Annotated in this window: 25 protein-coding genes and 1 tRNA gene; 13 read left to right on the top strand and 13 right to left on the bottom strand. The window is 33.3% G+C overall.

What is annotated here, in order from left to right; translation table 11 throughout:
* Nucleotides 1-129 precede the first annotated feature (129 nt).
* The 4 genes from ABD730_RS13745 to ABD730_RS13730 form a co-directional block, all read right to left on the bottom strand.
* Nucleotides 130-1,119 (bottom strand): aspartate-semialdehyde dehydrogenase, encoded by a 990-nt coding sequence (locus ABD730_RS13745; protein WP_334468476.1) that lies wholly within the window; start codon nucleotides 1,117-1,119, stop codon nucleotides 130-132.
* A 286-nt stretch (nucleotides 1,120-1,405) separates the two neighbouring features.
* On the bottom strand, nucleotides 1,406-1,807 hold the full coding sequence (gene mscL, locus ABD730_RS13740; RefSeq protein WP_334468473.1) for a large conductance mechanosensitive channel protein MscL: 402 nt from the start codon (nucleotides 1,805-1,807) through the stop codon (nucleotides 1,406-1,408).
* Nucleotides 1,808-1,889: 82 nt separating this feature from the next.
* Complete coding sequence (gene alr / locus ABD730_RS13735) at nucleotides 1,890-2,999, bottom strand: alanine racemase (RefSeq protein ID WP_344715433.1); 1,110 nt, start codon at nucleotides 2,997-2,999, stop codon at nucleotides 1,890-1,892.
* Nucleotides 2,992-3,639 carry a thymidine kinase gene (locus ABD730_RS13730; protein ID WP_215926194.1) on the bottom strand — a complete coding sequence of 216 codons (648 nt, stop codon included), beginning with the start codon at nucleotides 3,637-3,639 and terminating at the stop codon, nucleotides 2,992-2,994. Before ABD730_RS13730 ends, alr begins: the two co-directional genes overlap by 8 nt.
* Nucleotides 3,640-3,731: 92 nt before the next feature.
* Between ABD730_RS13730 and ABD730_RS13725 the strand changes: the two genes are divergently transcribed.
* Nucleotides 3,732-4,484, top strand: a complete 753-nt coding sequence (locus tag ABD730_RS13725; protein ID WP_334468468.1) for a hypothetical protein — start codon at nucleotides 3,732-3,734, stop codon at nucleotides 4,482-4,484.
* Here ABD730_RS13725 and ABD730_RS13720 read toward each other — a convergent pair.
* A complete protein-coding gene (locus ABD730_RS13720; protein ID WP_344715431.1) occupies nucleotides 4,481-7,876 on the bottom strand; it encodes a DUF7933 domain-containing protein in 3,396 nt (1,131 codons plus the stop codon). The genes ABD730_RS13725 and ABD730_RS13720 overlap by 4 nt on opposite strands.
* A gap of 172 nt (nucleotides 7,877-8,048) precedes the next feature.
* Here ABD730_RS13720 and rsmI point away from each other — a divergent pair, with 172 nt between their 5' ends.
* The 3 genes from rsmI to ABD730_RS13705 all read left to right on the top strand — a co-directional run bounded on the left by rsmI (nucleotide 8,049) and on the right by ABD730_RS13705 (nucleotide 10,736).
* Complete coding sequence (rsmI, locus tag ABD730_RS13715) at nucleotides 8,049-8,720, top strand: 16S rRNA (cytidine(1402)-2'-O)-methyltransferase (protein WP_344715429.1); 672 nt, start codon at nucleotides 8,049-8,051, stop codon at nucleotides 8,718-8,720.
* A gap of 81 nt (nucleotides 8,721-8,801) precedes the next feature.
* The gene (locus tag ABD730_RS13710; protein ID WP_344715427.1) at nucleotides 8,802-10,163 is read left to right on the top strand and encodes a dihydrolipoyl dehydrogenase family protein; all 1,362 of its coding nucleotides are present in this window, start codon (nucleotides 8,802-8,804) and stop codon (nucleotides 10,161-10,163) included.
* A gap of 3 nt (nucleotides 10,164-10,166) precedes the next feature.
* Nucleotides 10,167-10,736, top strand: a complete 570-nt coding sequence (locus tag ABD730_RS13705; RefSeq protein WP_344715425.1) for a uracil-DNA glycosylase family protein — start codon at nucleotides 10,167-10,169, stop codon at nucleotides 10,734-10,736.
* A gap of 75 nt (nucleotides 10,737-10,811) precedes the next feature.
* Here ABD730_RS13705 and ABD730_RS13700 read toward each other — a convergent pair whose 3' ends face one another.
* Nucleotides 10,812-11,414, bottom strand: coding sequence for a carboxymuconolactone decarboxylase family protein (locus tag ABD730_RS13700; protein WP_334468457.1), 603 nt, complete (start codon nucleotides 11,412-11,414; stop codon nucleotides 10,812-10,814).
* Nucleotides 11,415-11,478: 64 nt separating this feature from the next.
* On the opposite strand from ABD730_RS13700, the gene ABD730_RS13695 reads away from it, so the two are divergent.
* From ABD730_RS13695 to nrtS, 6 genes are all read left to right on the top strand, one after another.
* Nucleotides 11,479-11,907 (top strand): OsmC family protein, encoded by a 429-nt coding sequence (locus ABD730_RS13695; RefSeq protein WP_215926179.1) that lies wholly within the window; start codon nucleotides 11,479-11,481, stop codon nucleotides 11,905-11,907.
* Between the two features lie 20 nt (nucleotides 11,908-11,927).
* The gene (gene recJ / locus ABD730_RS13690; protein WP_344715422.1) at nucleotides 11,928-13,619 is read left to right on the top strand and encodes a single-stranded-DNA-specific exonuclease RecJ; all 1,692 of its coding nucleotides are present in this window, start codon (nucleotides 11,928-11,930) and stop codon (nucleotides 13,617-13,619) included.
* Between the two features lie 26 nt (nucleotides 13,620-13,645).
* Nucleotides 13,646-14,749 (top strand): OmpA family protein, encoded by a 1,104-nt coding sequence (locus ABD730_RS13685; protein WP_344715420.1) that lies wholly within the window; start codon nucleotides 13,646-13,648, stop codon nucleotides 14,747-14,749.
* 9 nt (nucleotides 14,750-14,758) lie between these two features.
* Nucleotides 14,759-15,841, top strand: coding sequence for a Fic family protein (locus tag ABD730_RS13680; RefSeq protein WP_334468451.1), 1,083 nt, complete (start codon nucleotides 14,759-14,761; stop codon nucleotides 15,839-15,841).
* Nucleotides 15,842-15,971: 130 nt separating this feature from the next.
* Nucleotides 15,972-17,243, top strand: coding sequence for an MFS transporter (locus ABD730_RS13675; RefSeq protein ID WP_344715418.1), 1,272 nt, complete (start codon nucleotides 15,972-15,974; stop codon nucleotides 17,241-17,243).
* Between the two features lie 66 nt (nucleotides 17,244-17,309).
* Nucleotides 17,310-17,534, top strand: a complete 225-nt coding sequence (gene nrtS / locus ABD730_RS13670) for a nitrate/nitrite transporter NrtS (RefSeq protein ID WP_092445697.1) — start codon at nucleotides 17,310-17,312, stop codon at nucleotides 17,532-17,534.
* Here nrtS and ABD730_RS13665 read toward each other — a convergent pair.
* Both ABD730_RS13665 and ABD730_RS13660 read right to left on the bottom strand, forming a co-directional pair.
* Nucleotides 17,531-18,283, bottom strand: a complete 753-nt coding sequence (locus tag ABD730_RS13665) for a UDP-2,3-diacylglucosamine diphosphatase (RefSeq protein WP_344715665.1) — start codon at nucleotides 18,281-18,283, stop codon at nucleotides 17,531-17,533. The genes nrtS and ABD730_RS13665 overlap by 4 nt on opposite strands.
* Before the next feature lie 10 nt (nucleotides 18,284-18,293).
* Nucleotides 18,294-18,746: a 6-pyruvoyl trahydropterin synthase family protein gene (locus ABD730_RS13660; protein ID WP_334468446.1), complete on the bottom strand. Its 453-nt coding sequence runs from the start codon at nucleotides 18,744-18,746 to the stop codon at nucleotides 18,294-18,296.
* A gap of 125 nt (nucleotides 18,747-18,871) precedes the next feature.
* Between ABD730_RS13660 and ABD730_RS13655 the strand changes: the two genes are divergently transcribed.
* A complete protein-coding gene (locus ABD730_RS13655; protein WP_344715411.1) occupies nucleotides 18,872-19,501 on the top strand; it encodes a 2OG-Fe(II) oxygenase in 630 nt (209 codons plus the stop codon).
* Between the two features lie 107 nt (nucleotides 19,502-19,608).
* On the opposite strand, the gene ABD730_RS13650 is transcribed toward ABD730_RS13655, so the two are convergent.
* Genes ABD730_RS13650 through ABD730_RS13640 form a run of 3 tightly spaced genes read right to left on the bottom strand, consistent with a single transcriptional unit; the run spans nucleotide 19,609 to nucleotide 21,643 of the window.
* The gene (locus ABD730_RS13650) at nucleotides 19,609-19,785 is read right to left on the bottom strand and encodes a hypothetical protein (RefSeq protein ID WP_175455539.1); all 177 of its coding nucleotides are present in this window, start codon (nucleotides 19,783-19,785) and stop codon (nucleotides 19,609-19,611) included.
* 26 nt (nucleotides 19,786-19,811) lie between these two features.
* Nucleotides 19,812-21,146: an MATE family efflux transporter gene (locus tag ABD730_RS13645; RefSeq protein WP_344715406.1), complete on the bottom strand. Its 1,335-nt coding sequence runs from the start codon at nucleotides 21,144-21,146 to the stop codon at nucleotides 19,812-19,814.
* The gene (locus ABD730_RS13640; protein ID WP_344715404.1) at nucleotides 21,143-21,643 is read right to left on the bottom strand and encodes a GNAT family N-acetyltransferase; all 501 of its coding nucleotides are present in this window, start codon (nucleotides 21,641-21,643) and stop codon (nucleotides 21,143-21,145) included. Before ABD730_RS13640 ends, ABD730_RS13645 begins: the two co-directional genes overlap by 4 nt.
* Nucleotides 21,644-21,689: 46 nt before the next feature.
* Between ABD730_RS13640 and ABD730_RS13635 the strand changes: the two genes are divergently transcribed.
* Both ABD730_RS13635 and ABD730_RS13630 read left to right on the top strand, forming a co-directional pair.
* Entirely contained in the window at nucleotides 21,690-22,487 is a 798-nt protein-coding gene (locus ABD730_RS13635) for a universal stress protein (protein ID WP_215926164.1), read from the top strand.
* A 13-nt stretch (nucleotides 22,488-22,500) separates the two neighbouring features.
* A tRNA-Ala gene (locus tag ABD730_RS13630) sits at nucleotides 22,501-22,574 on the top strand.
* A gap of 29 nt (nucleotides 22,575-22,603) precedes the next feature.
* On the opposite strand, the gene ABD730_RS13625 is transcribed toward ABD730_RS13630, so the two are convergent.
* Together ABD730_RS13625 and ABD730_RS13620 are read right to left on the bottom strand one after the other, a co-directional pair.
* Nucleotides 22,604-23,443: an alpha/beta hydrolase family protein gene (locus ABD730_RS13625; protein WP_344715402.1), complete on the bottom strand. Its 840-nt coding sequence runs from the start codon at nucleotides 23,441-23,443 to the stop codon at nucleotides 22,604-22,606.
* Nucleotides 23,443-26,202 carry a PD-(D/E)XK nuclease family protein gene (locus ABD730_RS13620; RefSeq protein WP_344715400.1) on the bottom strand — a complete coding sequence of 920 codons (2,760 nt, stop codon included), beginning with the start codon at nucleotides 26,200-26,202 and terminating at the stop codon, nucleotides 23,443-23,445. The genes ABD730_RS13625 and ABD730_RS13620 overlap by 1 nt, the downstream gene beginning before the upstream one ends.
* Nucleotides 26,203-26,251: the final 49 nt, after the last annotated feature.

Genomic DNA, 26,251 nt, shown 5'->3' with positions numbered 1-26,251 from the left:
AAAAAACTAAAAACTTAAGGATGAAACGGAGGGCAATATAGAGACTATAACAACTAACTAAATAATTAATTAGTTGAAATACACAAATTAATCGCCATTTTGAAAAATCTACAACTGTGCTAAGTCGCTTTATACTAAAGCATTATCGATAAGGAATTCTGCTATTTGTACAGTATTGGTGGCCGCACCTTTTCTAAGGTTGTCACTTACAACCCACATATTTAAAGTATTAGGTTGTGACCCGTCTCTTCTTAAACGACCAACAAAAACATCATCTTTACCGTTAGCATACATTGGCATAGGGTATGAATTAGTTTCTAAATTATCTTGAATTGTAATGCCATCTGTAGCATTGAGAAGTTGTCTTACTTCTGCAATATCAAAATCATTTTGAAACTCTACATTTATAGATTCACTATGTCCTCCTGCAGTTGGGATTCTTACAGCAGTTGCAGTTACGGCAATTGTACGATCATTTAATATTTTTTGAGTCTCATTAACCAGCTTCATTTCTTCTTTAGTGTAGCCGTTATCTTCAAAAACATCGCAATGTGGAATGGCGTTTTTATGAATTGGGTAAGGATAAGCCATGTCTCCTTTTTTACCTGAGATTTCATTTTCCATCTGTTCTACGGCTTTAACGCCTGTACCAGAAACGGATTGATACGTAGAAACAACAATACGCTTAATTTTATAGTTTTTATGAAGTGGAGCTAATGCCATAACCATTTGTATGGTAGAACAATTAGGGTTGGCAATAATCTTATCTGTTTTAGTTAGCTCTTTAGCATTTATCTCAGGAACAACTAATTTCTTTGTTTGATCCATTCTCCAAGCTGAAGAATTATCGATAACTGTTGTTCCAACTTCTGCAAATTTTGGAGCCCATTCTAAAGACGTAGAACCTCCTGCAGAAAAAAGTGCAATATCTGGTTTTGCTTCAATAGCTGTTGGAATACTTATCACAGAGATATCTTTTCCTTTGAATGTAATTTTTTTGCCAACAGAACGTTCCGATGCTACTAATAATAATTCATCTAAAGGAAAATTACGCTCTTCTAATACTTTGAGCATTACATTACCTACCAAACCTGTTGCACCTACAATTGCTACTTTCATGTGTCTGAATTTATTGTTTTCCAAAGGTCACACGTTACTCGCTATATATTATTCCCTTAGGTAATAGCGTTTTTAACATGCTCATTTCGTGAGTTTAAATTTATAATATCAAAATTATAGCTTTTGTTTAATTAAATCAGTCAATTTAGTCTTAAATATGTGATAAAAATTGCGCTTATATTTTATTGATTTTGCAATAACTAAGGTTTATATAAAAAGAAAAACCCAGGCTTTTTAGCCTGGGTTTAGTTAAAAATAATAGTGTAGCGATGACGCTATACGTGTTTTATTTTTTTAATGAATCTCTGATTTCTATTAATAAATCAACTTCAGATGGTCCTGCAGGTGCCTCAGGTGCAGGTTCTTCTTTCTTCTTCATTTTATTTACTCCTTTTACTACAAGGAACATTACAAATGCGACAATGATAAAGTCAATAACATTAGTTAAAAATGTACCGTATTCTAAGAAAACGTCTCCAACTATTTCACCAGCATCATTTAATGTGCCTTCTTTTAACTGGTATCTTAATGCTTTAAAGTCTGAGTCGAAAATCATACCAATTAATGGAGAAACAATACCTCCTGTAAATGCAGTAACCACCTCTTTAAAAGCAGCACCCATTACAAAACCAACGGCAATGTCTATAAGGTTGCCCTTCATTGCAAATTCTTTAAATTCTTTTAACATAATTCGTGTTTTTTAATAGTTAGTTAATATGTTGATAAGACCCTAAGTTAGTTAAAAAAGTCACATTATGTTAAAAAAAAAGTTATTCAGGCAGAAAAACCCGTTTTACACGTTGTGATATGGCAGTTAGAATTTCATAAGAAATTGTATGTGCTGATTCTGCTAAGTTACTTGCAGTATAGGTAGCATCGAAAATAATAACCTCATCTCCTTCTTTACAATTAATGTCTGTAATGTTTACCATAATCATATCCATACAAACATTACCAATTATTGGTGCTTTTTTACCATTTATAAAAACATAACCATTTTCATTTCCATAAATACGGCTTATACCATCTGCATGACCAATGGGTATGGTTGCTGTTTTTTCATGTCCTTTAGACGTATATGCTCTATTATAACCTACGGTTTCTCCTTTTTCAATCTCATGAATTTGAGAAATTACTGATTTTAAACTCGCAATGGGTTTAAGGTTTTTGTCTTCTTCAGCAGAATTTCCAAAACCATAGAGTCCAATGCCGGAGCGTACCATGTTAAAATGAGCTTCAGGGTAATTGATAACACCAGAAGTATTACAAAGATGTAGCCAAGGTTTAATACCTGATTTTTCTTCAAATATTTTAGCAATAGTTTTAAATCTTTCGATTTGTAGCTTAGAAAAATCTAATTCATTTGCGTCTTCACTCGCTACTAAATGAGAGAATATAGATTTTACTTTTACAACTGAGGTCTTTTGAAGTGTTGAAACAATAGTTTCAATATCATTTTCTTTAAAGCCAAGTCGATTTAAACCTGTATTAAATTTTATATGAACAGGATAGTTGTTTTGAGATAGTGCTTCGGCAGTTTTTATAAATTCATTTAAAACATGAGGACTATAAATACTTGGTTCTAAACAGCGCTCTATAAGTATTTTGAAATTTATAGATTGTGGATGAAGGACTAAAATGGGTGTTGTTATTCCTGCATCTCTTAAGGCAATACCTTCATTTATATAAGCGACAGCAAAATAATCTATGTTTAATTTTTGAAGATGCTTTGCAATTTCTACAGAATCACTTCCATAAGCAAAGGCTTTAACCACGGCTAAAAATTTAGTTTGTGGTTGTAATTTTGATTTTAAGTAGTTGAAATTATGAGTAAGTGCACTTAAATCAATTTCAAGAACGGTTTCTAGAGCTTTAGGCATTCCGATTTTGGTCTTTAGAGTCTATTTCTTCAGCATCGTTTACCTTTAATAATCTTACTTTATCGCGTTGCATACTCTTATAATAGGCCGCTCTGCTTAAAGGTTCATATTCATCAACCTCACCAAGTAAAACGAGATCGTCACTTAGAGCTTTTCTGTAACTGTATTGTGCTAAATTTCCTGTTTTTGTACAAACGGCATGTACTTTAGTAACATACTCTGCCGTTGCCATTAAGTTTGGCATTGGTCCAAACGGATTACCTTTAAAATCCATATCTAAACCAGCCACAATAACACGAATACCTTTGTTGGCTAAATCGTTACAAATTCTTACAATTTCATCATCAAAGAATTGTGCTTCGTCAATGCCAACCACATCGCAGCCATCTGCTAAAATTGGAATATTAGCAGCAGCAGGTACAGGAGTAGAGCGGATTTCATTAGCATCGTGAGAAACTACCATTTCTTCATCGTAACGTACATCTACAGCAGGCTTAAAAATTTCTACTTTTTGTTTTGCAAATTGCGCACGTTTTAAGCGTCGGATTAATTCTTCGGTCTTACCTGAGAACATGGATCCGCAGATGACTTCAATCCACCCAAATTGTTCTTTCTGATTTACTGTATTTTCGAGAAACATTTTGTAATTTTAGCACTAAATGAAGTCGGACTTCGTTTTTTTATAAAGGTCTCGCAAATTTATTAAAAATCAAAAGTAAAACTCAGGAAAAGATGAAAAAGAAATTAGAATCAGAATTAGTTAGTATTGCACATAGGATTCTGAAACTGACAGGTAGAGAAGATATAGATCAATTACACAAGGAAGTCTCTGTACTTTACGAAAAATTGACTGTTTTAAAATTTGCTCAAGAAAATTTTGAGGATAAAATGCCAACTATTGGTCACGACTCTTCATTCTTTGATATGTTGGATACAGCTTTTAATAATAAGGTGAGTGACAATGTTGAAGTTGAAGATAGAACTTACATTAATTTAGATGAGGTTGAAGATGATGGTATTATGGAACCTGTGATGACAAAAATAAAGGATATGTTTGAACATATGCCTAAAGAAACTGAGCCGGTAGATACCTTATTAAAGAATGCTTTACCAGAAGATATAGAAACTTCATCGTCAACAGAATTTGAATCTATTACATCTGGTTTTGAAGATATTCCAGAATTTGAACCTATTGAAGAGGCTCAAAAACGTGAAGCCGAATCAGAAAAAAAATCCCTTAATGATAAACTTAAAGGAAAGCGTTTAAATATAGGTCTCAATGATAAATTAGCCTTTATTAAACATTTATTTGAGGGTAGAAACGAAGATTACGATCGTGTAATTTCTCAAATAAATACAACAAATTCTTTGAGTGAAGCACGAACGCTAATTTTAGAAATGGTAAAGCCAGATTATAATAATTGGGAAGGTAAAGAAGAATACGAAGAGCGTTTTATAGAGCTTGTAGAAGGCCGTTTTAATTAATAATTTAAATAAACATAGCCCACAAAAGCATCATCAAAACCATTAATTTCTAAAATATAGAAATACGTACCAACGGGTAGTAATTTTGAACTTTGTAAGAGTCCCATATTAGCTATACCACTCCAAGTATTCAAATAGTTTTTGGCTTCGTAAATTTGCGTGCCGTAACGGTTGAATATTTTAAGAGTGTTTTCAGGATAATCCTCTATGCAAGGAATAAAAAACACATCATTCTTTCCATCGTTATTAGGGGAAATACCTTCAGAAATTGATAAACAATTAGAAATTTCTACAGTAGCATTATCTTCATTATTTGTAAGATCTCTATCGGGTTCATTAACGCTATTTAATCTTGCAACATTAGTTAAATTTTCTGAAGAGACCACTTTAGCCGTTAAGGTTAACGTTTCAAAATTATTGGCATCAAGGTTGGGGATATTCCATATAAAAGTTGTGTCATCAAAAACACCAGAACTAGTGGTTGCAGAAACAAATTCATAACCTTGCGGTAAGGTATCAATGACTTCAATTAAAGTGGCGGTTGTAGTTCCTAAGTTTGTCGCTGTAATGGAGAAATCAACATGTTGTCCCAAAACAGCTTCGGTAGGTAACGCGGTTTTAATGATTTCAATATCAATATCAGAGGTGTCAATAATAACATTAAGTGTCGCATTGGTTTGAGATGTATCTATGTTATTGTTGTTTGTGAAATTCAGAAAATTATTAAGATAAGTACCTGCAATTTCAGAAGTCACTAAAACTGAGAATGTGCAACTCACAACGCCTTCTGGAAAGACCAAATTTTCTATACCAACAAATGTATCATTAGTGGTTCCTATAAATGTTGCTGTACAACCGTTAGCTTGAATCCAATTAGGCGCACTTAAAAGTGTTACTCCATTTGGTAAATTATCGGTAAATGAAATATGACTTTGTGTAGGGTTATTCGCTACATTAAAAACAGTAAATGTTAATTCGCTTTCACCTCCCTCGATAATCACCTCTGGCGCAAATGATTTTTGTAAAACAGGCGCAATGACTAGAACGCTATTAATAGAAATATTAGATTCTGGTGTTAATTCTTGGTTGTTTGTAGGGTCAGGAATGGCTTCTGCAATATTATTAAAAGCGCCACCAACACTAGGCGCAGTTACAGGAATACTAACTCTAACGGTAGAGCCCGCTTCCATTGTAGGAATGGTTCCTGATATAAAATTACCAACAGTATTAAAGTTAGTAATGCAAGTTGCATTTCCAGAGGTAACTGTACAGGTTGGGTTTCCGACAATAGTAAAAATAGGATTAACTGTGTTTTCGAAAATAACATCTATAGCATCAGCACTTGTAGTACTATTACTAATATCTACAATCCAATTAAAGGTTTGATTGACGTCGACTTGAGTAAACTCAGGATAGGTTTGCACTATTAAATCTAAACATTTTGCAAAATATGTATTTACAGAATCTGAATTATTCTCTGGGCTAGTGTCCTCTAAATCATTTGCAAAATTTACGCTGACCATATTGGTTCCTATCATTGGGGCTGGCGAACATTCTAACATCCAATCTATGGTTACATTAAAGCTTACCGAGCTATTTGGAGGTAATGCCCAATTCTCTTCTGGCGTAATTTCCCAAAAAATATTAAGTTCTCCATTTTCAGAGCTACCATCTAAAGGAATTCCGATATTAGCATTTTCAATGTTAAAACAAGAAGCTGTTCCTGTTGTAGCAACGCATTCTACATTTGTTAATATTGCAGATATTTCAGGATCGTCATCACCTATTGTGGGCATATAATCTTGTAATTCAATAATTGCATCTTCTTCACTGGCATTTGTAACTGTAATTTCATAGGTTACCAAACCCCAAGCAGCTGTGTTTTGAGGAGAACTTCCTATAGGTAATTCTGGACTTATTTGTGTTTTAGTAACATGTAAATCTATTGAATCTTCACTATCACATGGTTCTACAGAAGGCAAAAGTAGTTGGTTAGAGAAAAAATTATTATTAGGATTAGAGTCTACCAATTGATTATCTAAAATATTAGTTGCGCTTCGTATTACGGCTACAATTCCGGTGGTACTATCGTTACATTCGGGTTCTAAATAACTCAAAACTGTTTCAATAGTTATCGTCGTATTGGGTTGCAAAACAAAATCATTACTCACCCATATTTGATTACCTATATTTAATGAGAAGTCATTGCAGGTAACAGGTCCGGTTGTCCCTAAGCAAGTAAGCGAACTTATACTCCAATCTAAAGGAGATAAGTTTTGAAAAAAGAAACGCATAGGTGTAGCTGCAGGACCGTTATTGCAGACCGTTGTTATAAAAGTAATGTCTTGCCCATAATCTAAACTTTCAGAAATATCTGGATTTGTTTGTGTTGTTTCAATACAAAGATCTGTTTCTGGGCAAAGTTCTGCCAAAAGGAGTTCTGTGGTTACGTCGTTTGAGTTAACAACAGCAGTATTAGCCGAATTTAATAGAATCGTAATATTGCTGTCAACAGTAATAGGCATTGGATTTGGTGAACAAGATAGATTTGTATATCTGTAAATCATTTCAAAGGTTATACTGCCTCCTGATGTGATATTAATTGCATTATTAAAAGTAAATAATGAGTTAGCAGATTGAATAACACTTGAACTTCCTGCAACATCAGTTAAATCTGGACATAGTGTTCCGTTTGTAGAGTTAATACAAGCTAGCGAGATAAACTCTGCAAAAGGCTGTCCGTTAATAGAAGGAGAACTTAGGTTTAAGTTGCCAATAATAGTAGAAACAGGAAAGTCAATATCACTATTGTTAGTAATGGTAAATTGATAGGTTACTGAATCTCCCCAAGCATTAATTGCTGTGCCTTCCAAAGGATTGATTTGCGTGTGCGTTATCGAAAAATCAATTATAACATCTAATACATCAATAGATATTATGGCTTGATTATTACTTGTGTTAATGTCTTGAGTATTTGTGGACGGGCTCACAGTACCATTTGCAGTAATACCACCCAAATTAGTTGGTGCTGTTACCAAAACAAGTAATTCTACACTGGCGTTATTGGGCATTGTCGCAATGGAGGCTGTTAAAACATTATCTGTAATATCAATGTTAGAAAAATCCGAAGCTCCAGCATTATTGTTCTGAGAATTATAGGAAATGATTGAAAGGTCAGTATCAAAATTTATGGAAATACTTGCATTATCAACAGTGTTTCCTGAGTTTAAAACGGTTACTACATACTGAAAGTCTTCATAAATATCCACTTGAGATATCGCAGTACCACTTAAGTTTTGTGCTTCAATAGCAATAGACAAATCTGTAGTTTGGCTATATGCTTGCATACAGAATAGAAATAAAAACAATAAGCGGAATTGTTTTCCAACCATAAAATAGTAGTTTTGATTAATGCAGTGAGAAAATAAATAATCTCAACAATATAACAAGCGTAGGAGGAATTTCCCTACCAAACCCTTAATTTATAAGAAAGATGCCAAATATCATAAAGGCTTGTGTTGATATCATTAAAAACAATGTAAATTTGAAAAGAAACCGCCTAAAATGAGTAAACTTTATCTCGTACCAACGCCTATAGGAAACCTAAAAGATATAACATTTAGAGCAATAGATGTTTTAAAAGAAGTAGATTTAATCTTGGCTGAAGACACCAGAACTTCAGGAAAATTGTTAAAGCATTTTGAAATTACCACGCAAATGCAAAGTCACCATATGCATAACGAGCATAAAACGGTGAATCATTTAATCGAAAAATTAAAAGCAGGAATGACTATCGCTGTCATTAGTGATGCAGGAACTCCCGCAATTTCAGACCCTGGTTTTCTATTGGTAAGAGCCTGTGTAGAAAATAATATAGAAGTGGATTGTTTACCAGGTGCAACAGCATTTGTACCAGCATTAGTCAATAGTGGTTTGCCAAATGATAAATTTGTGTTTGAAGGCTTTTTGCCTGTAAAAAAGGGCAGACAAACACGATTATTACTCTTAGCTGAAGAAACTAGAACCATCATTTTTTATGAAAGTCCACATAAGCTTATAAAAACTCTTGGTCATTTTTGCGAATATTTTGGAGAAGATCGTTTGGTCTCTGTATCAAGAGAAATAACAAAATTGTACGAAGAAACTATTAGAGGAACAGCAAAAGAAGTTTTAGAACACTACACAAATAAGCCTCCTAAAGGGGAAATTGTGATTGTTGTTGATGGTAAAAAATAATTGTAAACGAGTTAAGTTTTAAACCTACCGCATCAGTCTTTGCCAATTAGATTTCATAATTTCAATTTTCAATCTAAAATTATGAAGACTAAACATTATAATGTATTTGTTATTGGTAGCGGTATTGCAGGTCAAACAGCAGCAAAAGCGTGTATAGCCTCAGGATTATCAGTGGCTATTTCAGATAAACGCGAATTTGGGGGCACTTGTGCAACACGAGGTTGTGATCCTAAAAAAATACTAATGCAATTTGCAGATTTAGTACAACACTCCAACCAACTCAAAGGTTTCGGAATTAAAAAGTCACCTAAAATTAATTGGAAAGCTGTTCAGAAATTTAAAACGTCTTTTACTAAACCTGTGCCATCTTCAACCGAAAATGACCTTACGGATTTAGGTATAGATTTATACCATCAATCTCCAAAATTTATCAGTAAAAATGAAATTACAGTTGAAGGTAAAACTATTTCTGCGGATAAATTTGTAATCGCAACAGGTTATGTCCCAAGAACTTTAAAACTTGAAGGTTCAGATTTATTAAAGACTAGTGATGACATTCTCAATTTGAAAAAAATTCCCAAATCAGCTATATTTATTGGTTCAGGTTATGTTGGAATGGAGTTTTGCTATATGCTTTCAACGTTGGGATGTGACGTTACTATGATTGAAGTTGGAGATAGTCCGTTAACACAGTTTGATTCGTTTTTGGTTGAAAAATTAACCAAGGTTTTAGAAAAGAATGGAGTAAAATTTATGTTTAATACAACACCGATCTCCATAGAAAAATTGAAGAAAAACTTAAAACTGACGTATGAAAAAGGCGGTAAAACAAAAACAATAAAGGCCAGAAAGATATTTAATACAGCAGGTCGTGTGCCAGCCGTAGAAAAATTAGATTTAGAAAACGCTGGTATAAAAGCTGATGAATCTGGGGTTTTAGTTAATGATTTTATGCAAAGTACGAGCAACGAAAATGTGTACGCTTGTGGAGACGTTTCTAGTAAATCTTTACCATTAACACCCTTATCAGGATTACAAGGTTATATTGCAGGCCATAACATTATAAATGGTAATTCTAAGGAGTTTGAAAACCCATTAGTACCTTCCGTTGTTTTTACTAAACCGCAATTGGCGAGTGTAGGTTATTCTGAAGAAGAAGCTAAAAGCAGATACAAAAATGTAATTGTTTATAAAGGAGATGCTTCTGATTGGTACAGTTCTAAAAAAGAAAATGCCGATGCTTACGCTTATAAAATTATTGTTAATGAGCGTACTCAAAAAATTGTGGGTGCTAATTTATTAAGTTCTCAAGCGAATGAAACAATTAATATTTTGACTCTAGCCATGAATGAAGGTTTAACAATTCGTGATTTAAAAAAGCAAATATTTACATATCCATCTTATACGAATGATTTAAAGAGTATGTTGAAGGATGAAGATTAAAAAATGAAAGAATTACTCCATAATATCAGTCAATGCACCATTTGTAAAGCACATTTACCATTAGGGCCAAGACCTGTAGCAACTGCAAACATAAAATCTAAAATTGTAATTATCGGTCAGGCACCAGGAACAAAAGTGCATCAATCTGGAATTCCGTGGGACGACCAAAGCGGAAAGAAACTTAGGCAGTGGCTTAATGTTACAGAAGAACAATTTTATAACACTGAGAATTTTGCCATTATACCAATGGGATTTTGCTATCCTGGAAAAGCAAAAACAGGCGATTTACCACCAAGACCAGAATGTGCACCACAATGGCATCAGCAATTATTAGACAAAATGCCTAATGTAGAATTGATTATTTTAATTGGAGCTTATGCGCAGCAATATTATTTAAAAGAAAGCGCCAAACGAACCTTGACAGAAACTGTTGGTGAATACAAGTCTTATTTACCAACCTATTTTCCAATTCCGCATCCATCACCAACGAATCGGTTTTGGAGAAGTAAGAATCCTTGGTTTGAGGAATTGGTTGTGCCTGAGCTAGAGAAGAAGGTAAAGGAAATTTTATAAGAAAACCTCACCATTTATGGTAAGGTTTTTTATAAATGTATTAATCAAGACTTTTAGCTTCGTAATAATGATAATCTAATATTGTGACCCATCATGCTTACCAACTTCATAACCGTGTTTCCCTAAATACTTATTTCCACTTTCTACAGCGCCTTCTTCAATATCAGTACCCATAGAATCATTCCAACGGTTTAGGTAACCAAATAATGAAATTACACCTAGCATTTCAACAATTTCACCTTCGTCCCAATGTTGATATAAGCGTTCTTTTATCTCCGCATTCACAGCATTTGGTACCATTGAAGCTGCTAAACTAAAGTCGAGAGCTGCACGTTCTGCTTCAGAAAAAGCAGGGTGCGTTTTATATTCCCAAATATTATCTAATTGTTCTTGTTCTGCACCATAGCGTTCTGCTGCTCTAATGGCGTGTGCTTGGCAATAACGACAACCTGTAGCATTACTACTCACCCAAGCAATCATACGTTTTAAAGCTGAGGTTACTTTGCCTTCATTGGCCATAACCGCTTTATTCAAATTAATAAATGCTTTGCTAATTGCTGGTCGGCGTTGCATGGTTAGAACCGAATTTGGACAAAATCCAAGGGTTTCATTAAAGAATTCTGCTAATTCTTTGGTTTCCAAATCGTGGTCTGCAGACAAAGGTGTTACTAGTGCCATAGTTATTTTTTTAGTAGTATTTTTGAGCTAACAAGATAGTACTTCTAACTTTTAAACTTAAAAAATGACAAATAAAATCACAACCCAATGGAAAGGTGGCTTAACCTTTGAATCTGATAATCCAAGTGGAAAAACTGTAATAATGGATACCAATATTGAAGGTACAGATAAACGTAATGGTCTATCACCAAAAGCCATGATGTTATCGTCACTAGCTGGTTGTTCTGGCTTAGATGTTATTTCTACGTTAGATAAAATGAAAGTAGAAATAGATGATTTTAAAATGGATGTTACAGGTGAATTAACGGATGAACATCCTAAATATTACCACACTGTAGTAGTAGATTATCATTTTTATGGTGCAGACTTAAATCAAAAAAAATGCGAACGTGCTGTAAATTTATCTGTTGATAAATATTGTGGAGTCATGGAAATGTTTCGTCGTTTTGCAACTGTTAAAACTAATATTTATTTTCACGAAAGCACAAAGTAATAATCGCGATATAAGACATTATGCGTTGGACATTAAAACCAAAACCAGAACCATCAAAAGTTGAAGAACTAAAAAAAGCACTTCAAGTAGATGATATTGTTGCCACATTATTATTGCAAAGAGGCATCGATACTTATGATGCTGCTAAAACATTTTTCAGACCTAGTTTTAAAGAACTTCACGATCCATACCTCATGAAAGATATGGATAAAGCGGTTGCTAGAATCGAAAAAGCAATTGATCAAGGTGAAAATATTATGGTTTATGGCGATTATGATGTAGATGGTACAACCTCCGTAGCTTTAATGTCATCCTATTTAAAAACAAGAACAGATGCTATTGCCACATACATTCCAGATCGTTATGATGAAGGCTATGGTATATCGTATAAAGGAATAGACTTTGCAGACGATAATGATATTTCACTAATTATAGCGCTCGATTGTGGTATAAAAGCCATAGATAAAGTGGCTTATGCTAAAGAAAAAGGGGTCGATTTTATAATCTGCGACCACCATAGACCAGGAGCTGAAATTCCAGATGCGGTAGCTGTTTTAGACCCTAAACGCGACGATTGCGATTACCCATTTAAAGAACTTTGTGGTTGTGGTGTGGGCTTTAAATTAATTACTGCTCTAGCATCCAACCAAGGGCAAACGGTAGAAGATTTAACCGAATATCTCGATTTGGTAGCTACTGCCATTGGTGCAGATATTGTACCCATTGTAGATGAAAATAGAGCTTTGGCTTATATGGGTTTAAACATTATAAATACCAACCCAAGACCTGGAATGAAAGCGATTATCGCTGAGGTTAAAAAGGATATTCTTACCATAACAGATGTGGTTTTTATTATCGCACCTCGAATTAATGCAGCCGGACGAATGAAACACGGCAACCACGCCGTAACGCTTTTAACAGAAACCGATTTTAACCTTGCTGCAAAATATGCCGTAGAAATCGACAATTTTAATACCGATCGTCGCGAAACCGATAAACGTATTACAGAAGAAGCCTTAGTTCAAATTGAAGAGAATAACGAGCAAGAAGGATTTACCACTGTTGTTTATGACGAATCATGGCACAAGGGAGTGATTGGTATTGTAGCATCACGTTTAATAGAAACCTATTACAGACCCACACTCGTTTTTACCAAAAGTGGAGATAAACTAGCAGCTTCAGCACGTTCCGTTTCAGGTTTTGATGTGTATAATGCATTAGAAGCATGTAGCGAACACATTGAACAATTTGGAGGTCATAAATATGCCGCAGGCTTAACTTTAGATCCCAAAAATTACGACGCCTTTAAAGCTAAATTTGAAAGTGTGGTTAAGGAAACCATTGACCCAAAATTGTTAACACCAGAGCTTAAAGTTGATTTAGAAATAGAACTTGGTCAAATCAATGATAAACTCATGCGAATCCTAAAACAATTTGCACCATTTGGCCCTGGGAATATGTCACCCACCTTTATGTCCCAAAACCTAAAAGATACTGGCTGGGGAAAATGTGTTGGTGAAGATGATAAGCACATTAGATTAACAGTGACGCAATCCTTCAATGATAAAATTGTCTGTATTGGTTTTGGCTTAGGCGATAAAATTGATATTATTAAAAGCAAACGACCATTTAGTGCTGCCTATGCTATTGATGAAAATCATTGGAATGGCAACGTCAGTTTACAGTTGAAATTGAAGGATATAAAAGAATAAAACTCATAACTCTTCGTTGATTGTATATGAAACAACCAGTCGTATTGCTCTTCTTTCTTTGTGGCTTTATTTCAAATAGTCAAAACTTAGTTTTAAATCCAAGTTTTGAAAACTTCTATGATTGCCCTAGAGATATGAGCTTATTTCATAGGAATGTAAAAGACTGGACGATTCCCAATAATGGCACAACGGATTATTTTAATTCGTGTAGCGAGAAAATGGGTTTCCAAAACTTCAATGGTTATCAAAAAGCCAGAACCGGAAATGGTTATGCTGGTATATATGCGTATTTCAAGAAAGACTATAGAGAATATGTTCAAGGTACATTAAAAACTACCTTAGAGCGAGGGAAGAAATATCAAGTTAAATTCTATATCAGTTTAGCGGAAAACTCAAGATATGCCCTCAAAGAATTGGGGATTATGATGACGTCTGAGAAATTCAATGCATCCAAAAGTAAAACGAATATCAATGCAAAACACTTTGCAAAACGAATTCCTAATTTAACATTTCGTCCAACGTTCAGCAAAGAATTCTACGATAATGATAAAGACTGGATGGAGGTTTCCTTTCTATATACCGCAAATGGTTTTGAAAATTACTTTGCTATAGGAAATTTTAATACAAATACCGACACTAAAAGAAGTAAAGCTAGACAAACTAAATATGAATCGTTTTCCTATTACTATATCGATGACGTTTCCATTGAACCCTTAGAAAAAGAAGAAGAGAACATCAAAAAAGAAACCCTTAAAACGCTTGAAGAACCTATCATTAAAACTAATGAGATTTACACCTTCAAAAATGTATTATTCGATTTTGATAAAGCCGAATTGTTAGCTGTTTCAAAAGAAGAACTCAATCAACTTTACAAACATTTAGAAACTAATTTTACATTAAAAGTTGAAATCTATGGTCATACCGATTCCATTGGATTAGAAGCTAGAAACCAAGAATTATCAGAACAACGTGCCAAAGCGGTTTTAGACTATTTTATTGAAAAAGGATTGAATGCAACTAGGATTAAATCATTTGGTTTTGGAAGTACGCAACCTATTTCAGATAATGACACAGAAGAAGGACGCCAATTAAATAGACGTGTTGCTTTTAAATTGATTGAAATTAGATAACTTTAGGGCATGTATATTTTAGAAAATTTACCGTTAAAAACAGATTTTGAGACAAAAAGAGTTTTAAAAAAACTACCTAACGCTAGAGCTGCTTTAGCAGAACTAAAAGGTGTTGCAGCTACAATGCCAAATCCATCAATTTTAATTAATACACTTGCTCTTCAGGAAGCCAAGGATAGTTCTGCTGTAGAAAATATTATTACTACACATGATGAGCTTTTTAAGGCAGAGCTTAATATGAATTTAGTGAAAAATATTGCGGCCAAAGAAGTTCAGAATTACGCTTCTGCACTAAAAATAGGCTATGAATTTGTATACAAAAACCGACTTATTACTAATAGTAGTATTTTGACGATACATAAAGAGTTAGAACAAAATAACGCAGGTTATAGAACCTTACCTGGTACGGATTTAAAAAATGATAAAACAAAAGAAATAGTATATACTCCACCTCAATCTAAGTTAGTCGTAAAAGATTTAATGAGTAATCTTGTTGATTATATTAATAATGATGAGTTAGACGACTTAGATCCTTTGATAAAAATGGCTATAATACATCATCAATTTGAAAGTATTCATCCTTTTTACGATGGAAATGGGAGGTTAGGAAGGATAATTAACATTCTTTATTTAGTAAGAAGAAATTTATTAGAATATCCTTCTTTATATTTAAGTAGGTATATTATTCAAAATAAAGCTACTTACTATTCATTGCTGCAGGATGTTCGAGACTCAAATAATTGGGAAAGTTGGATTTGTTTTATTTTGGATGCAGTTGAATCTGTCTCAATTCAGGCTATAAAGCTTATAACAGATATGAAAAGAGAAATGCAAAATTATAAGTTTTTCATTCGAGATAACTTTAAATTCTATAGCCAAGATTTAATAAATAACCTATTTAAACATCCTTATACAAAAATTGAATTTTTACAAAAAGATTTAAAAGTCAGTAGACAGACGGCTTCAAAATATTTGAATGAGTTAGCAAATAGCGATGGTAATATTTTGACTAAAGTTATAATAGGAAGAGACAATTACTTTGTAAATAATAGTTTACTAAAACTATTTTCTGAATATGACTATAAGTTATGATTTCTAGATTTCATTAACATTTACGTGAAACATGTTAACAAAAACGAATTTCATTAACACATTCTCAAAACATGTTAATAAATAGGTGTTTTGTTTACATATCATCTAAAACCTTATTTATTAAACCAAATTGGCGAAAAACGATCCATATGCAGCATTAAGAATCAGGGAATTCAACATCTTTTTATTGGTGCGTTTTGCATTGGTTTTTGGTTGGTCTATGCAATTTATTGTCATCGAATGGCAAGTGTATGCTTTAACTAATGATAAATTAAGTCTAGGCATTATTGGGCTTTGTGAATTTTTACCCGCATTTTTATTCGCCCCTTTTGCAGGTCATATTGTTGACAAAAAAGAAAAACGAAACTTGTTTACACTTTGCATTGCCTTATTCTCATTAATCAGTTTTGGCTTGTTTTGGCTCACTTCAGAAGCTATTGAAAGTTCTTGGACTGTCAACTATATTCTATATGGCATATATAGTTTAGTGTTTTTTGGTGGTGTTTTAAGAGCTTTTTTTGGACCTACTATTTTCTCGCTTATAGCCTTAATTGTACCTAAAAAAATATACCCAAATGCAGCCACATGGAGTAGTAGTACCTGGAAAGGGGCTAATGTATTTGGTGCACTTTGTGGCGGATTTTTAATCGCATGGATTGGTGTGCATTATACGCTTGGAATTATATTTTCTCTCGTGATGTTAGCATTAATATTAGTCTTTGGTATAAAAAAGAAACCTGTTTTAAATAAAAAAACGAATGAATCGGTGATGGACAGTTTAAAAGTTGGACTACGATTTGTGTTTAACGATAAGGTTATTTTAGGAGCACTAACCTTAGACATGATTGCTGTTTTATTTGGTGGTGCCGTGGCCATATTTGCTGTATTTGCAAAAGATGTTTTAGGCGCAGGCCCAAGAGGTTTTGGATATTTAAATGCAGCCCTTTCTTCGGGAAGTATTATTACTATGGTGGCAACCACCTATTTACCAATCACAAAAAACACTGGAAAAAAACTACTAATTTCAGTCTTTGGCTTTGGAATATGTATGATTATTTTTGGCGCTTCTAAGTTGTTATGGCTAAGTCTGGTTGCTTTATTTTTATCTGGTGTGTTTGATGGTGTGTCTATGGTAATTCGTCAAACCATTCTTCAGCTTAAGACGCCAGATGATATGAGAGGACGGGTTGGTGCCGTTAACTCTATGTTTGTTGGGTCTTCTAATGAGCTTGGAGCGCTTGAAAGTGGAGTCGCTGCAAAACTATTTGGAGCGCCATTGGCTGTAATACTTGGAGGTACCGTAACACTTATTACGGTGACAACAATGCATTTTAAAAACAAATCATTACGTGAACTAGATCTTACTAAAGATATTGAAGAACATCAAAAAGATGGAGTATAAAATCACTTTTAAGGCTTATCATTTTTATTACTTTTGCCAGCAAAATATTTAAACATTTCATTTAGTATGATTCTAAAACTGCTTAAAATAGCTTTAGAAAAAGACATCGTCATCTCTTCGATTAAAGTCGCTATAGTGGTTGGTTGTATTTTAAATATTATCAACCAAGGAGACCTTTTATATCATTTGAATTTTGAAAAGGTAAATTGGTTAAAGCTTGGCTTGTGCTTTGTGGTGCCTTATTCTGTGTCCACTTACGCTTCTGTTAAAGTAAAAACAGGAAGAAATTAATATGTCTTCAATTCAAAATTTTCACCGTCAAAAACTCCGTAGGTATAATACTGAATCCAGTCGCCTAAATTAATGTACTTAGACGTTTCATTCAAATCAATTTCTAAAGGCAAATGTCTATGACCAAATACAAAATAATCTCGGTGTTTATCTTCGAGTTTACGTTTGCAATATACCGCTAACCATTCATTGTCTTCTCCTAAAAATTTTGCATCATCATCGCCTGAAATCATTTTGTTTTTTACAGACATATATTGTCCGATTTTAACTCCAATATCAGGATGCATCCATTTGAATAACCATTGAAAAAAGGGACTCGTAAACACTTTTTTCATGCGTTTATAGCCTTTATCTCCAGGTCCTAAACCATCACCATGACCAATAAAGACAGAGATGTCATTAAACGTGAATTCTTTAGGCTTATGATAAACAGGAATACCTAATTCTTCTTCAAAATAGCCATTCATCCATAAATCGTGGTTACCCACAAAATAATGAATCGGAATTCCGGAATCACTAATTTCTGCTAGTTTCCCTAAAGTTCTTGTAAAACCTTTAGGCACTACGGTTTTATATTCGAACCAAAAATCGAAGAGATCTCCCATCAAAAAAATAGCAGCAGCATCATGTTTGATCTCATCTAACCAAGCAACGAATTTTTTTTCTCGAGGTCGAGAGGCTTCACTTGTAGGTGCTCCTAAATGATTATCTGATGCAAAATAGATTTTTTTTCCGTCGGCAATATGTATGTGGTTAGGTTTACTCATTATCACTAGCATACCATTCAGCAAAAGAAGAAGTGGTTTCTGAAAGCCTTAAAGAATGTAATTTTATAGTTTCTGGTAAACGCTGTTTTATTTTTTCCGCAAAATCAATCACCATCATTTCACTTGTTGGCTGATAATCTACAAGCAACACATTATGCTCTCTTGCTTCTAGTTCCTTGGCCAATTCCACATGTGGTGTGTTTTTATTAAAAACCGTAGCATGATCAAAAACATCTACAATTTCTTCTTTTACTATTTTCTTTAAGTCACCAAAATCGATGACCATTCCAAATTTTACATTGTTGGAATCGGCTATTGGTGTGCCTATTACGGTAACAAAAAGGTGGTAACTATGACCGTGGACATTTTTACACTTTCCGTCGTAACCGTATAGGGCGTGACCTGTTTCAAAAGAAAATTGTTTTGTAATGCGAATTTTACTCATGCGATTTTAAATTATAGTGCAAAGATATTATAAATGTAAAAGGAATGGCTTTTTAGATTACATTTGCGCACTTTTTTTAAATTTTTAAAAAATAATGAAAGGATTAAATTTCTTTAAAAGTCACGGTGAGTAGCCTTTTCGAAGCTATTCCGTTTGTTGAAAATCCGCTTTATGAGCGTGTTATTTCAGACATTTCATCACAAAAATATAGTATTGTTGATGATTTTTTTTCAGAAGATGAGGTTGTTGCTCTACGGCATTCATTGCTTTTAAAGTATGAAGAAGATGCGTTTAAAAAATCGGCTATTGGGAATAAAACCAATGCGCTTGTTAAAAAAGCAGTACGCGGAGATATTATTCTTTGGATAGATGAAAACGTTATCAATTCTGCGGAGCAATTATTCTTTAATAAAATCAATGACTTAAAAGATTATCTCAATCGCACCTGTTTTCTTGGTATTAATCAGAAGGAATTCCATTATGCCATTTATCCTAAGGACACCTATTACAAACGACATTTAGATACATTTCAGAATGATGATAGACGTAAATTATCTTTTGTTTGTTATTTAAATAGTGAAGATTGGAAACCCGAAAACGGAGGTGAATTAGTCCTTTATTTAGACGGTGAAGACAAGGTTATTTATCCTTTTCCTGGCAAAGTTGTTATTTTTGAAAGCCAAGAATTAGAGCATGAAGTAAAACCCGTAAATACACAGCGATTGAGTATTACAGGTTGGTTAAAAACGCGGTAAATCTATATTAACGTCTTTTATATTTGTTGTAGAAAAATATAATTATAAGTACTAATCCTAATATAAGGAATAAGCCGTTTCCACCTAAAAAGCCAAGAATATCCATACTATTCGTCTTTATATCTGTTTTTGTTATATCTATAAATCGCAAAAGCGATGAGAACTAAAACCACAAAAGGTAAGAGTGTACCAATAAACACGCCAACACCATAACTGCTGTCTGGTGCATTTTTAAGTTTTTCGTCTATATTACCGTCTTGTAGTATTGTTATTAATAAGCTCATTATAGAAATAAAATTAATAATCAAATTTAAGTGTTTTGCGCTAGAGGAATAAATGTTTTTCTAAATTTTATAATTAATGGTAAGCCTCGAGCAATCATCCACAATGTAAAGGCGATAAAAATACCATAGAGTTTATAATCTAGGCGATCTACCCAAAATATAACTGGAACAAAAATTACAATTGTAGAAAATAACAAAACGTTTCTAAGATACTTCATCTTGCCTAGCCCTTTAAAAACACCATCAAAAATAAAAGCTAGAGCACATAAAGGTTGCATGGCTAAAACAATCCAAAACACGCTGTAGAATTCCGTTAATACAGCTTCGTCATTACTAAATAGATTGCCTAAAGGATAATAGAATACAGCACCAATTACTCCAATAAAAAGCCCGACGAAAATGCCATATTTAATCAGTTTATTACTTAATTCTAAAAGGTTTTTATAATCTTTTGCTCCAAATAATTTTCCTGATAAAATATTACCCGCACTTGCGTAGCCATCAATAAGAAAAGCCCCTAAAAACCATAAATTAATAGCAATGGTATAAGCCGCAATGTAGCTTTCACCATATTTTGTGGCAAAACTAGTTCCAAAATACAAGGCGATATTTAAGGCAATCGTTCTAATAAATAAATTGAGAATCATTAACGCGAAACGTTTCATTTCAGGATTAAAAGGCAATTTTGCGATTAACGGAATATCTGTTTTTTTAAGTAAATAATAAGCCGAAAGTAAAGCCATAATTAATTGCGCAATAACACTTGCATATGCAGCACCTTTAATATGCATAGCAGGAATAAAACCGTTAATACCATAGACAAGCACAACATCGAGAATAATATTGGCCAATGCACCAGAAATAGCAATTAGCATAGGGAAATAGGTGTTTTGAAGACCTCTAAAGGTTCCAAAAACAGCGATGGTAAACAAGGTAAAGGGAAATCCAAAAACCCGAATTTGATAATAGTCTACACTATAATTTAGAATGTCGCCCGAGGCATTGTAAAGTTTAAAAATAGGCGAAGCTAAGGGATAGGTAATAGCTATAATTACAAGACTGAGTGTTGTAATTACAAAAATAGCTTGGGCTGGTAAATTCTTCACGGCTTCCACATTTCCGGCACCTAAGTATTGCGAAATAATTGAAGAAATGGCACTTCTAGTTTGGCCTAAGACCCAAATTAGCATGGATAAAAATGTCGTTACAATACCAACTGCTGCCAAAGATGTTGTAGCATTCTGTTCCATATTACCAATGATTGCCGCATCAGTTAAAGATAAAATAGGCTCAGACACTCCCGAAATTAAAGCAGGAATCGCCAATTTATTAATTTGTTTTAAAGTTATAGCTGTGCTCACAATACCAATTCGTAACAGTAAAAAGGAAATTCACTTTGCTTTGGAAAGTAAATATCTCCTAATCGTTTATAACCGCGAAGTTCGTAAAACTTTTGGTTTCTTTTGTTCTGCGAAAAGGTATCTAATCGAATAGAACTATAGTTGTTATCAATAGCAAATTGCTCTGCAAAATGCATCAATTGTTGTGCATAACCTTTGCCTTGTAATTGAGGATGAACAGCTAAACGATGAATATAAATGTTGTTAATATTAGGTGTTAACCATTTGATAGGCTCATATTCCGAATCCATAAATGCAGAAATCACAATACAAGCTTTAATTGCATGATTAATTTCTAAAACATAAAGTTCTTCGCGTTTAATGTCCTTTTGAAATGCAGACGTATTGGGATAGTGCTCATTCCACTGATAAATACCGCTAGAAATCATAGATTTAGCACAAGCTTTTGTGATTTCTAAAATGGGTTGAATATCTTTTTCTTCTGCTATTCGAATCATTTATAATGTTTACTTTTGTCCTAATGTTAATCTTAATTTTCTAAAGATGAAAACGCTATTAGTTCCTGTTGGTTCCTCAAAAAACGCAAAGTCGCATTTACAATATGCTATAGATTTTGCGCAAGCTTTTGGTGCTAAGGTTTATGTGGTTCAAATATATGATGTTTATAGTAAAGCAGGCACCATGATTAAGATAGATGATATTTTAGAAGCCGAGTCTAAATCATTTTTAGAAAAACATGTAGCATCCATAGATACTAAAGGTGTTGAAGTCATTACCAAAACGTATAAAGGGAAGTTGGTAAAGACCTTAGAAAAAATCTGTAAAAAATTAAATGTTGATTTAATCCTTATAGAGCCGCGTACCAATTCTATTAAAGACGAAGTGTATTTAGGAAAAACGTCTGGTAAGATTATTAAACAAACACAAATACCTGCATTAATTGTTCCTGAAAACTGCGTGTTTAAGCCTTATTCAAAAATATTTATGGCCGTTAAATCTGCGACTGTAAAAAAAGATAAGGTCTTGCTTCCTTTAAAGTATTTAAAAACACAATTTGAATCTGCATTAACCTTACTTTTAGTAAAGACTCCTCATCATAAAAAGCGTGACTTTGAAATTAATGACGAGTTAAAATCAATGATTACAACCACAATAAACGTTGAAAGTCCTAATACATTCTTAGCGCTTTTAGAACATTATAAAGAGAATGACCCAGATTTATTATGTGTCGTGCGTCGAAAGCGAGGTTTTTTTAATAAATTATGGGAAAAGGATACAATCTTGAAAAAAGATTTTCACAGTTCTACATTGCCGGTTTTGGTTTTAAGTGGACTAAAATAATATCGAATAATTTGGGGATGTAGCTCAGTTGGCTAGAGCGCTTGACTGGCAGTCAAGAGGTCGTGGGTTCGAATCCCATCTTCTCCACAAAAAGCATGCTTAAGGCATGCTTTTTTTTATATTATAAACTGAATAGCCGTTTCGACAACAGTTTTTAATTCCTCAGAAAGTTCACTTTTACTCCAAGGATGTTTCGTATTAAACACATGATCTGCATTTTCAATAACCTTTAGTTGACTCTTAGGATTCCATTGCTGTAACGCTTCTGCTTCACTGATATTTACAGAAGTATCGTTATCACCATGAATAATGAGCATTGGGATGTCTATTTGTGTTGTAGCGGCTTTGATATCAAGCTTCGCTTTATGAGTTTCAAAATCTTCAAAGAATTGGTAATAATGTGGCATTTGTTGTTTCGTTCTACCATTCTCTACGTATTTAACACCGTCTTCTTTCCATGTTTTAAGTGCTTCTTCAGAGCCAAACCGACTCGCAAAATCACTTACACTAGCCAAAGTAATCAGTTTAGTGATTCGTTGATCTTCCGAAGATTTTAGTAGCGCAATACCTCCGCCGCGACTATGACCAATTAAGCAAATAGTGTTGGTGTTTATTTTTGAATTCGATTTGAAATGATTTTGAGACCAAGTTATAACCGCATCTAAATCGTCTAGCTCTTTCGTGTAATTGTTATTTCCGAAAGCTTCCAAATCAGGAAAATCAATAGGATTTTCCATCGTGCCGCCATTATGTGAAAAATTGAATTTTATAAAACAAAATCCAACAATGGCAAATGCTTCTGCCATAAGGTCCCATGCTCCCCAATCTTTAAACCCTTTATAGCCATGACAAAAAATGACTATAGGTTGATTTGATTTTCCTTCAGAATAAAAGGTATCAATTAAGATGGGTTTTTTACCATCTCTTTCTAAAATTATATGTTTATCAATTGTCATTAGTCCAGTTCTTTTTCAGTAAAATTAAGCTTTGGATTACAGATTTCTGTAATGAGTTTTTTGAGCTCTATTTCAAAATTATCTAAGGTTTCATTCGTAATTAATTGGTCTTTTGTTCTCGCATGAGATGACGCCTTTTTTCCGAATTTCAATAAACCTTCACTTAAATTTTTAAACGAAATAATACCTGCTTCAATTGGTAGCGCTATTAGATTTTGTTGTCGCATCATATAAGCATAGCATAAAATTTGAAACGATTTACTGTACTTTGTGTAATCTGTAGTTAAGTCTTCCCAATTAACGATTTCTACTTTATTTTGTTCCACCTTACCCGATTTATAATCGATAACTCTAGTTATACCATTAAAGCTATCAATTCTATCCACTTTCCCTTTTAACTTAATAGGGAAATCTAAACCTTCAATTTTAATATCAATGGCTTCATCAGCTTCAATCGAAAGGATTTTAATTTCATTTCCTTGTTTAAGGCTCTCTAATTCTAAATTTAAAAAATTTGAAATGTAACGTTGGGCAATTTCAAAAATGATAAGGTTTTTACCTTGAGAAAAACCACCTTTGTTGTAGAGTTCTTCAAAATGCTTAGTTACCATTTTCTTAGTACGACTTTTAAAATCTTTAAGATGCTCAATAGTTAAAATAGAACCTTCTAAGGGTTTATAAAAATCTTCAAGTGAATTGTGAATAACGGAACCTAAAGTGTTGGCTGCAATATTTTCTTCGACGTCTTCAAACTCTTTTATTCCGAGTATTTTTTCATAATAAAAATCTATCGGATTTCTGATATAATTGGTTAAGGACGAAGGTGAATAGCCTTTTCCAGATAATACTTTTATTTGTTCCATAACCGATGGTGTTTTTGTTATTTCGGTCAGTTTTTGTTCTACAATGGGAACATCTGGAGATACTATGCTATTTTTTATTTCATGAATCCCTTCAACTTCTAGCTGTGTTAAGAATCTACTTTTTTCACCACCTTTTAGAGCATCAATTTCGGTGTTGTATAAAATATAGACGTTTTTAGCGCGTTGCAAAAGTCTATAAAAGTGATAGGTGTAAACAGCGTCTTTTTCTTTAAAAGTGGGTAGGTTATTTTCAATTTTTACGTCGAAAGGAATAAAGGAATTGTTCGTTTTTCCTGAAGGAAGAATCCCTTCATTTACAGAGCTTATAATCACCGTTTCAAAATCTAAAACACGCGATTCTAGCATTCCCATAATTTGAAGTCCTTCTAATGGTTCTCCTTTGAAATCTAGGGTTTCTGAGCTTAGGAGTTCTTTGTAAATAGACTGTAATGCAATTATTGACTCAAGGTATTTATAGGTTGTATCTAATTTTGATAATTGATTAAATAGGGTGTTAAAGCGATATAGATATTCTAATTCTAAACTGTGATGTTGTTTATTGCTATCAAAATTGGTTTTCATTTTTAAAATCAATTCAGAACAATTTTTTAAAGCGGTTTCTGGATTGTCGTTCCAAGACTGAAATAATAATGCTATAAGTTCTTTATGTGAGTTAGCAAGTTGTTTAAGTTCCTGTACAGTAATATAAACCGTATTATTTTTTTGAATATCTGCGACTATAACACTTGAAACATTTGTTGTTGTAGTTTCAAATAAAGGATAAACGGAAGGGTGCGATAGTAATCCTATAACATCTTTGTAATAGAATTGCTTCGGATTGTTTTTATGAACATTAAATAGTTGCTCAAAAAACGAGGCTAAGGGAACAAACTGTAACGGCAAACCCATAGTAACATTGAGTTTGGTTATGTTTTTAGGAATAGAATTTAATACAGGAAGTAATAATTGTTCTTCTCCTAAAACAACTGCAATATTAGAAAAGTTAGTTTTGGTTTCTGTTAGTTCCGATAATATTTGACCAATATATTTTGCTTGTCCAACAAGTTTGGGGATGCCAATGGCTTTAATATTCTTTTCTTCTTTGTAATGCGATGTGACCCAGTTAAAAGGATGCGTTTTAAAATAACTCCATTGTTTTCTGTGTTGTCTTGTAAACCACCCAGCATCATGTATAGTGTCATCAATAAAAGAAGTGTCAATATCCCAATAAATTTCAGCTAAATCATTTTTAAGTAAGCCTTGTATAATTTGAGATTCAGCAGTGTTTAAGGCATTAAAACCTAAAAAAATATGTGTTTTATGGGTAGAATTTTCAATATACGATTCTAAGTTTTCAACGGCTTCTCTATAAATTAGACCTTGATAACCTTGTTTGGACTGTAATAGGTTTTCCGTAAAAGCGGTGTAATACATTTTAAGTCGTTTCCAGAACTTTAAATGATTTTTAATAAGATTGGTTTGGTTCACTTCTAAAGACCAATGATGAAGCTCTTTTATAGCATTTAAGTAATCAAAGATGTGTTCTTGTGGGATGAGATAACGATCAATCTCGTTAAAATCTTGTAATAAGATTTGAGCCCATTTAGAAAACGATTCAAAAGACTCTTGCTCTTCTTCGTCAGTTAGCGCTTTATAGGATTCGTAGAGCCTAAATAATAAATCTGTATTAGGTAGGTTTTGTAAACCAGATAACTCTTCTACAAATTCTTCACTGCTAAGTATTTGAGGAGCAAATATAGGTTGATCTATTAATGTAGAAAGATGGTGTTTAAGAAAAACACCAGCACGTTTACTTGGTAGAATGAAATAGAGGTCTTCTAGTTTTAGGCCTTTCTTTTGAAGATCTATGAGAACCGATTTTATAAAACTTATCATTTTATAAAAATAAAAAACGCCCCGAATATCGGAGCGTTTTTTTAATATA

The sequence above is a fragment of the Winogradskyella damuponensis genome (genome assembly GCF_039538385.1).
In the GTDB taxonomy this organism is placed as follows: domain Bacteria; phylum Bacteroidota; class Bacteroidia; order Flavobacteriales; family Flavobacteriaceae; genus Winogradskyella; species Winogradskyella damuponensis.
This window is presented reverse-complemented; position numbering and strand designations above follow the sequence as displayed.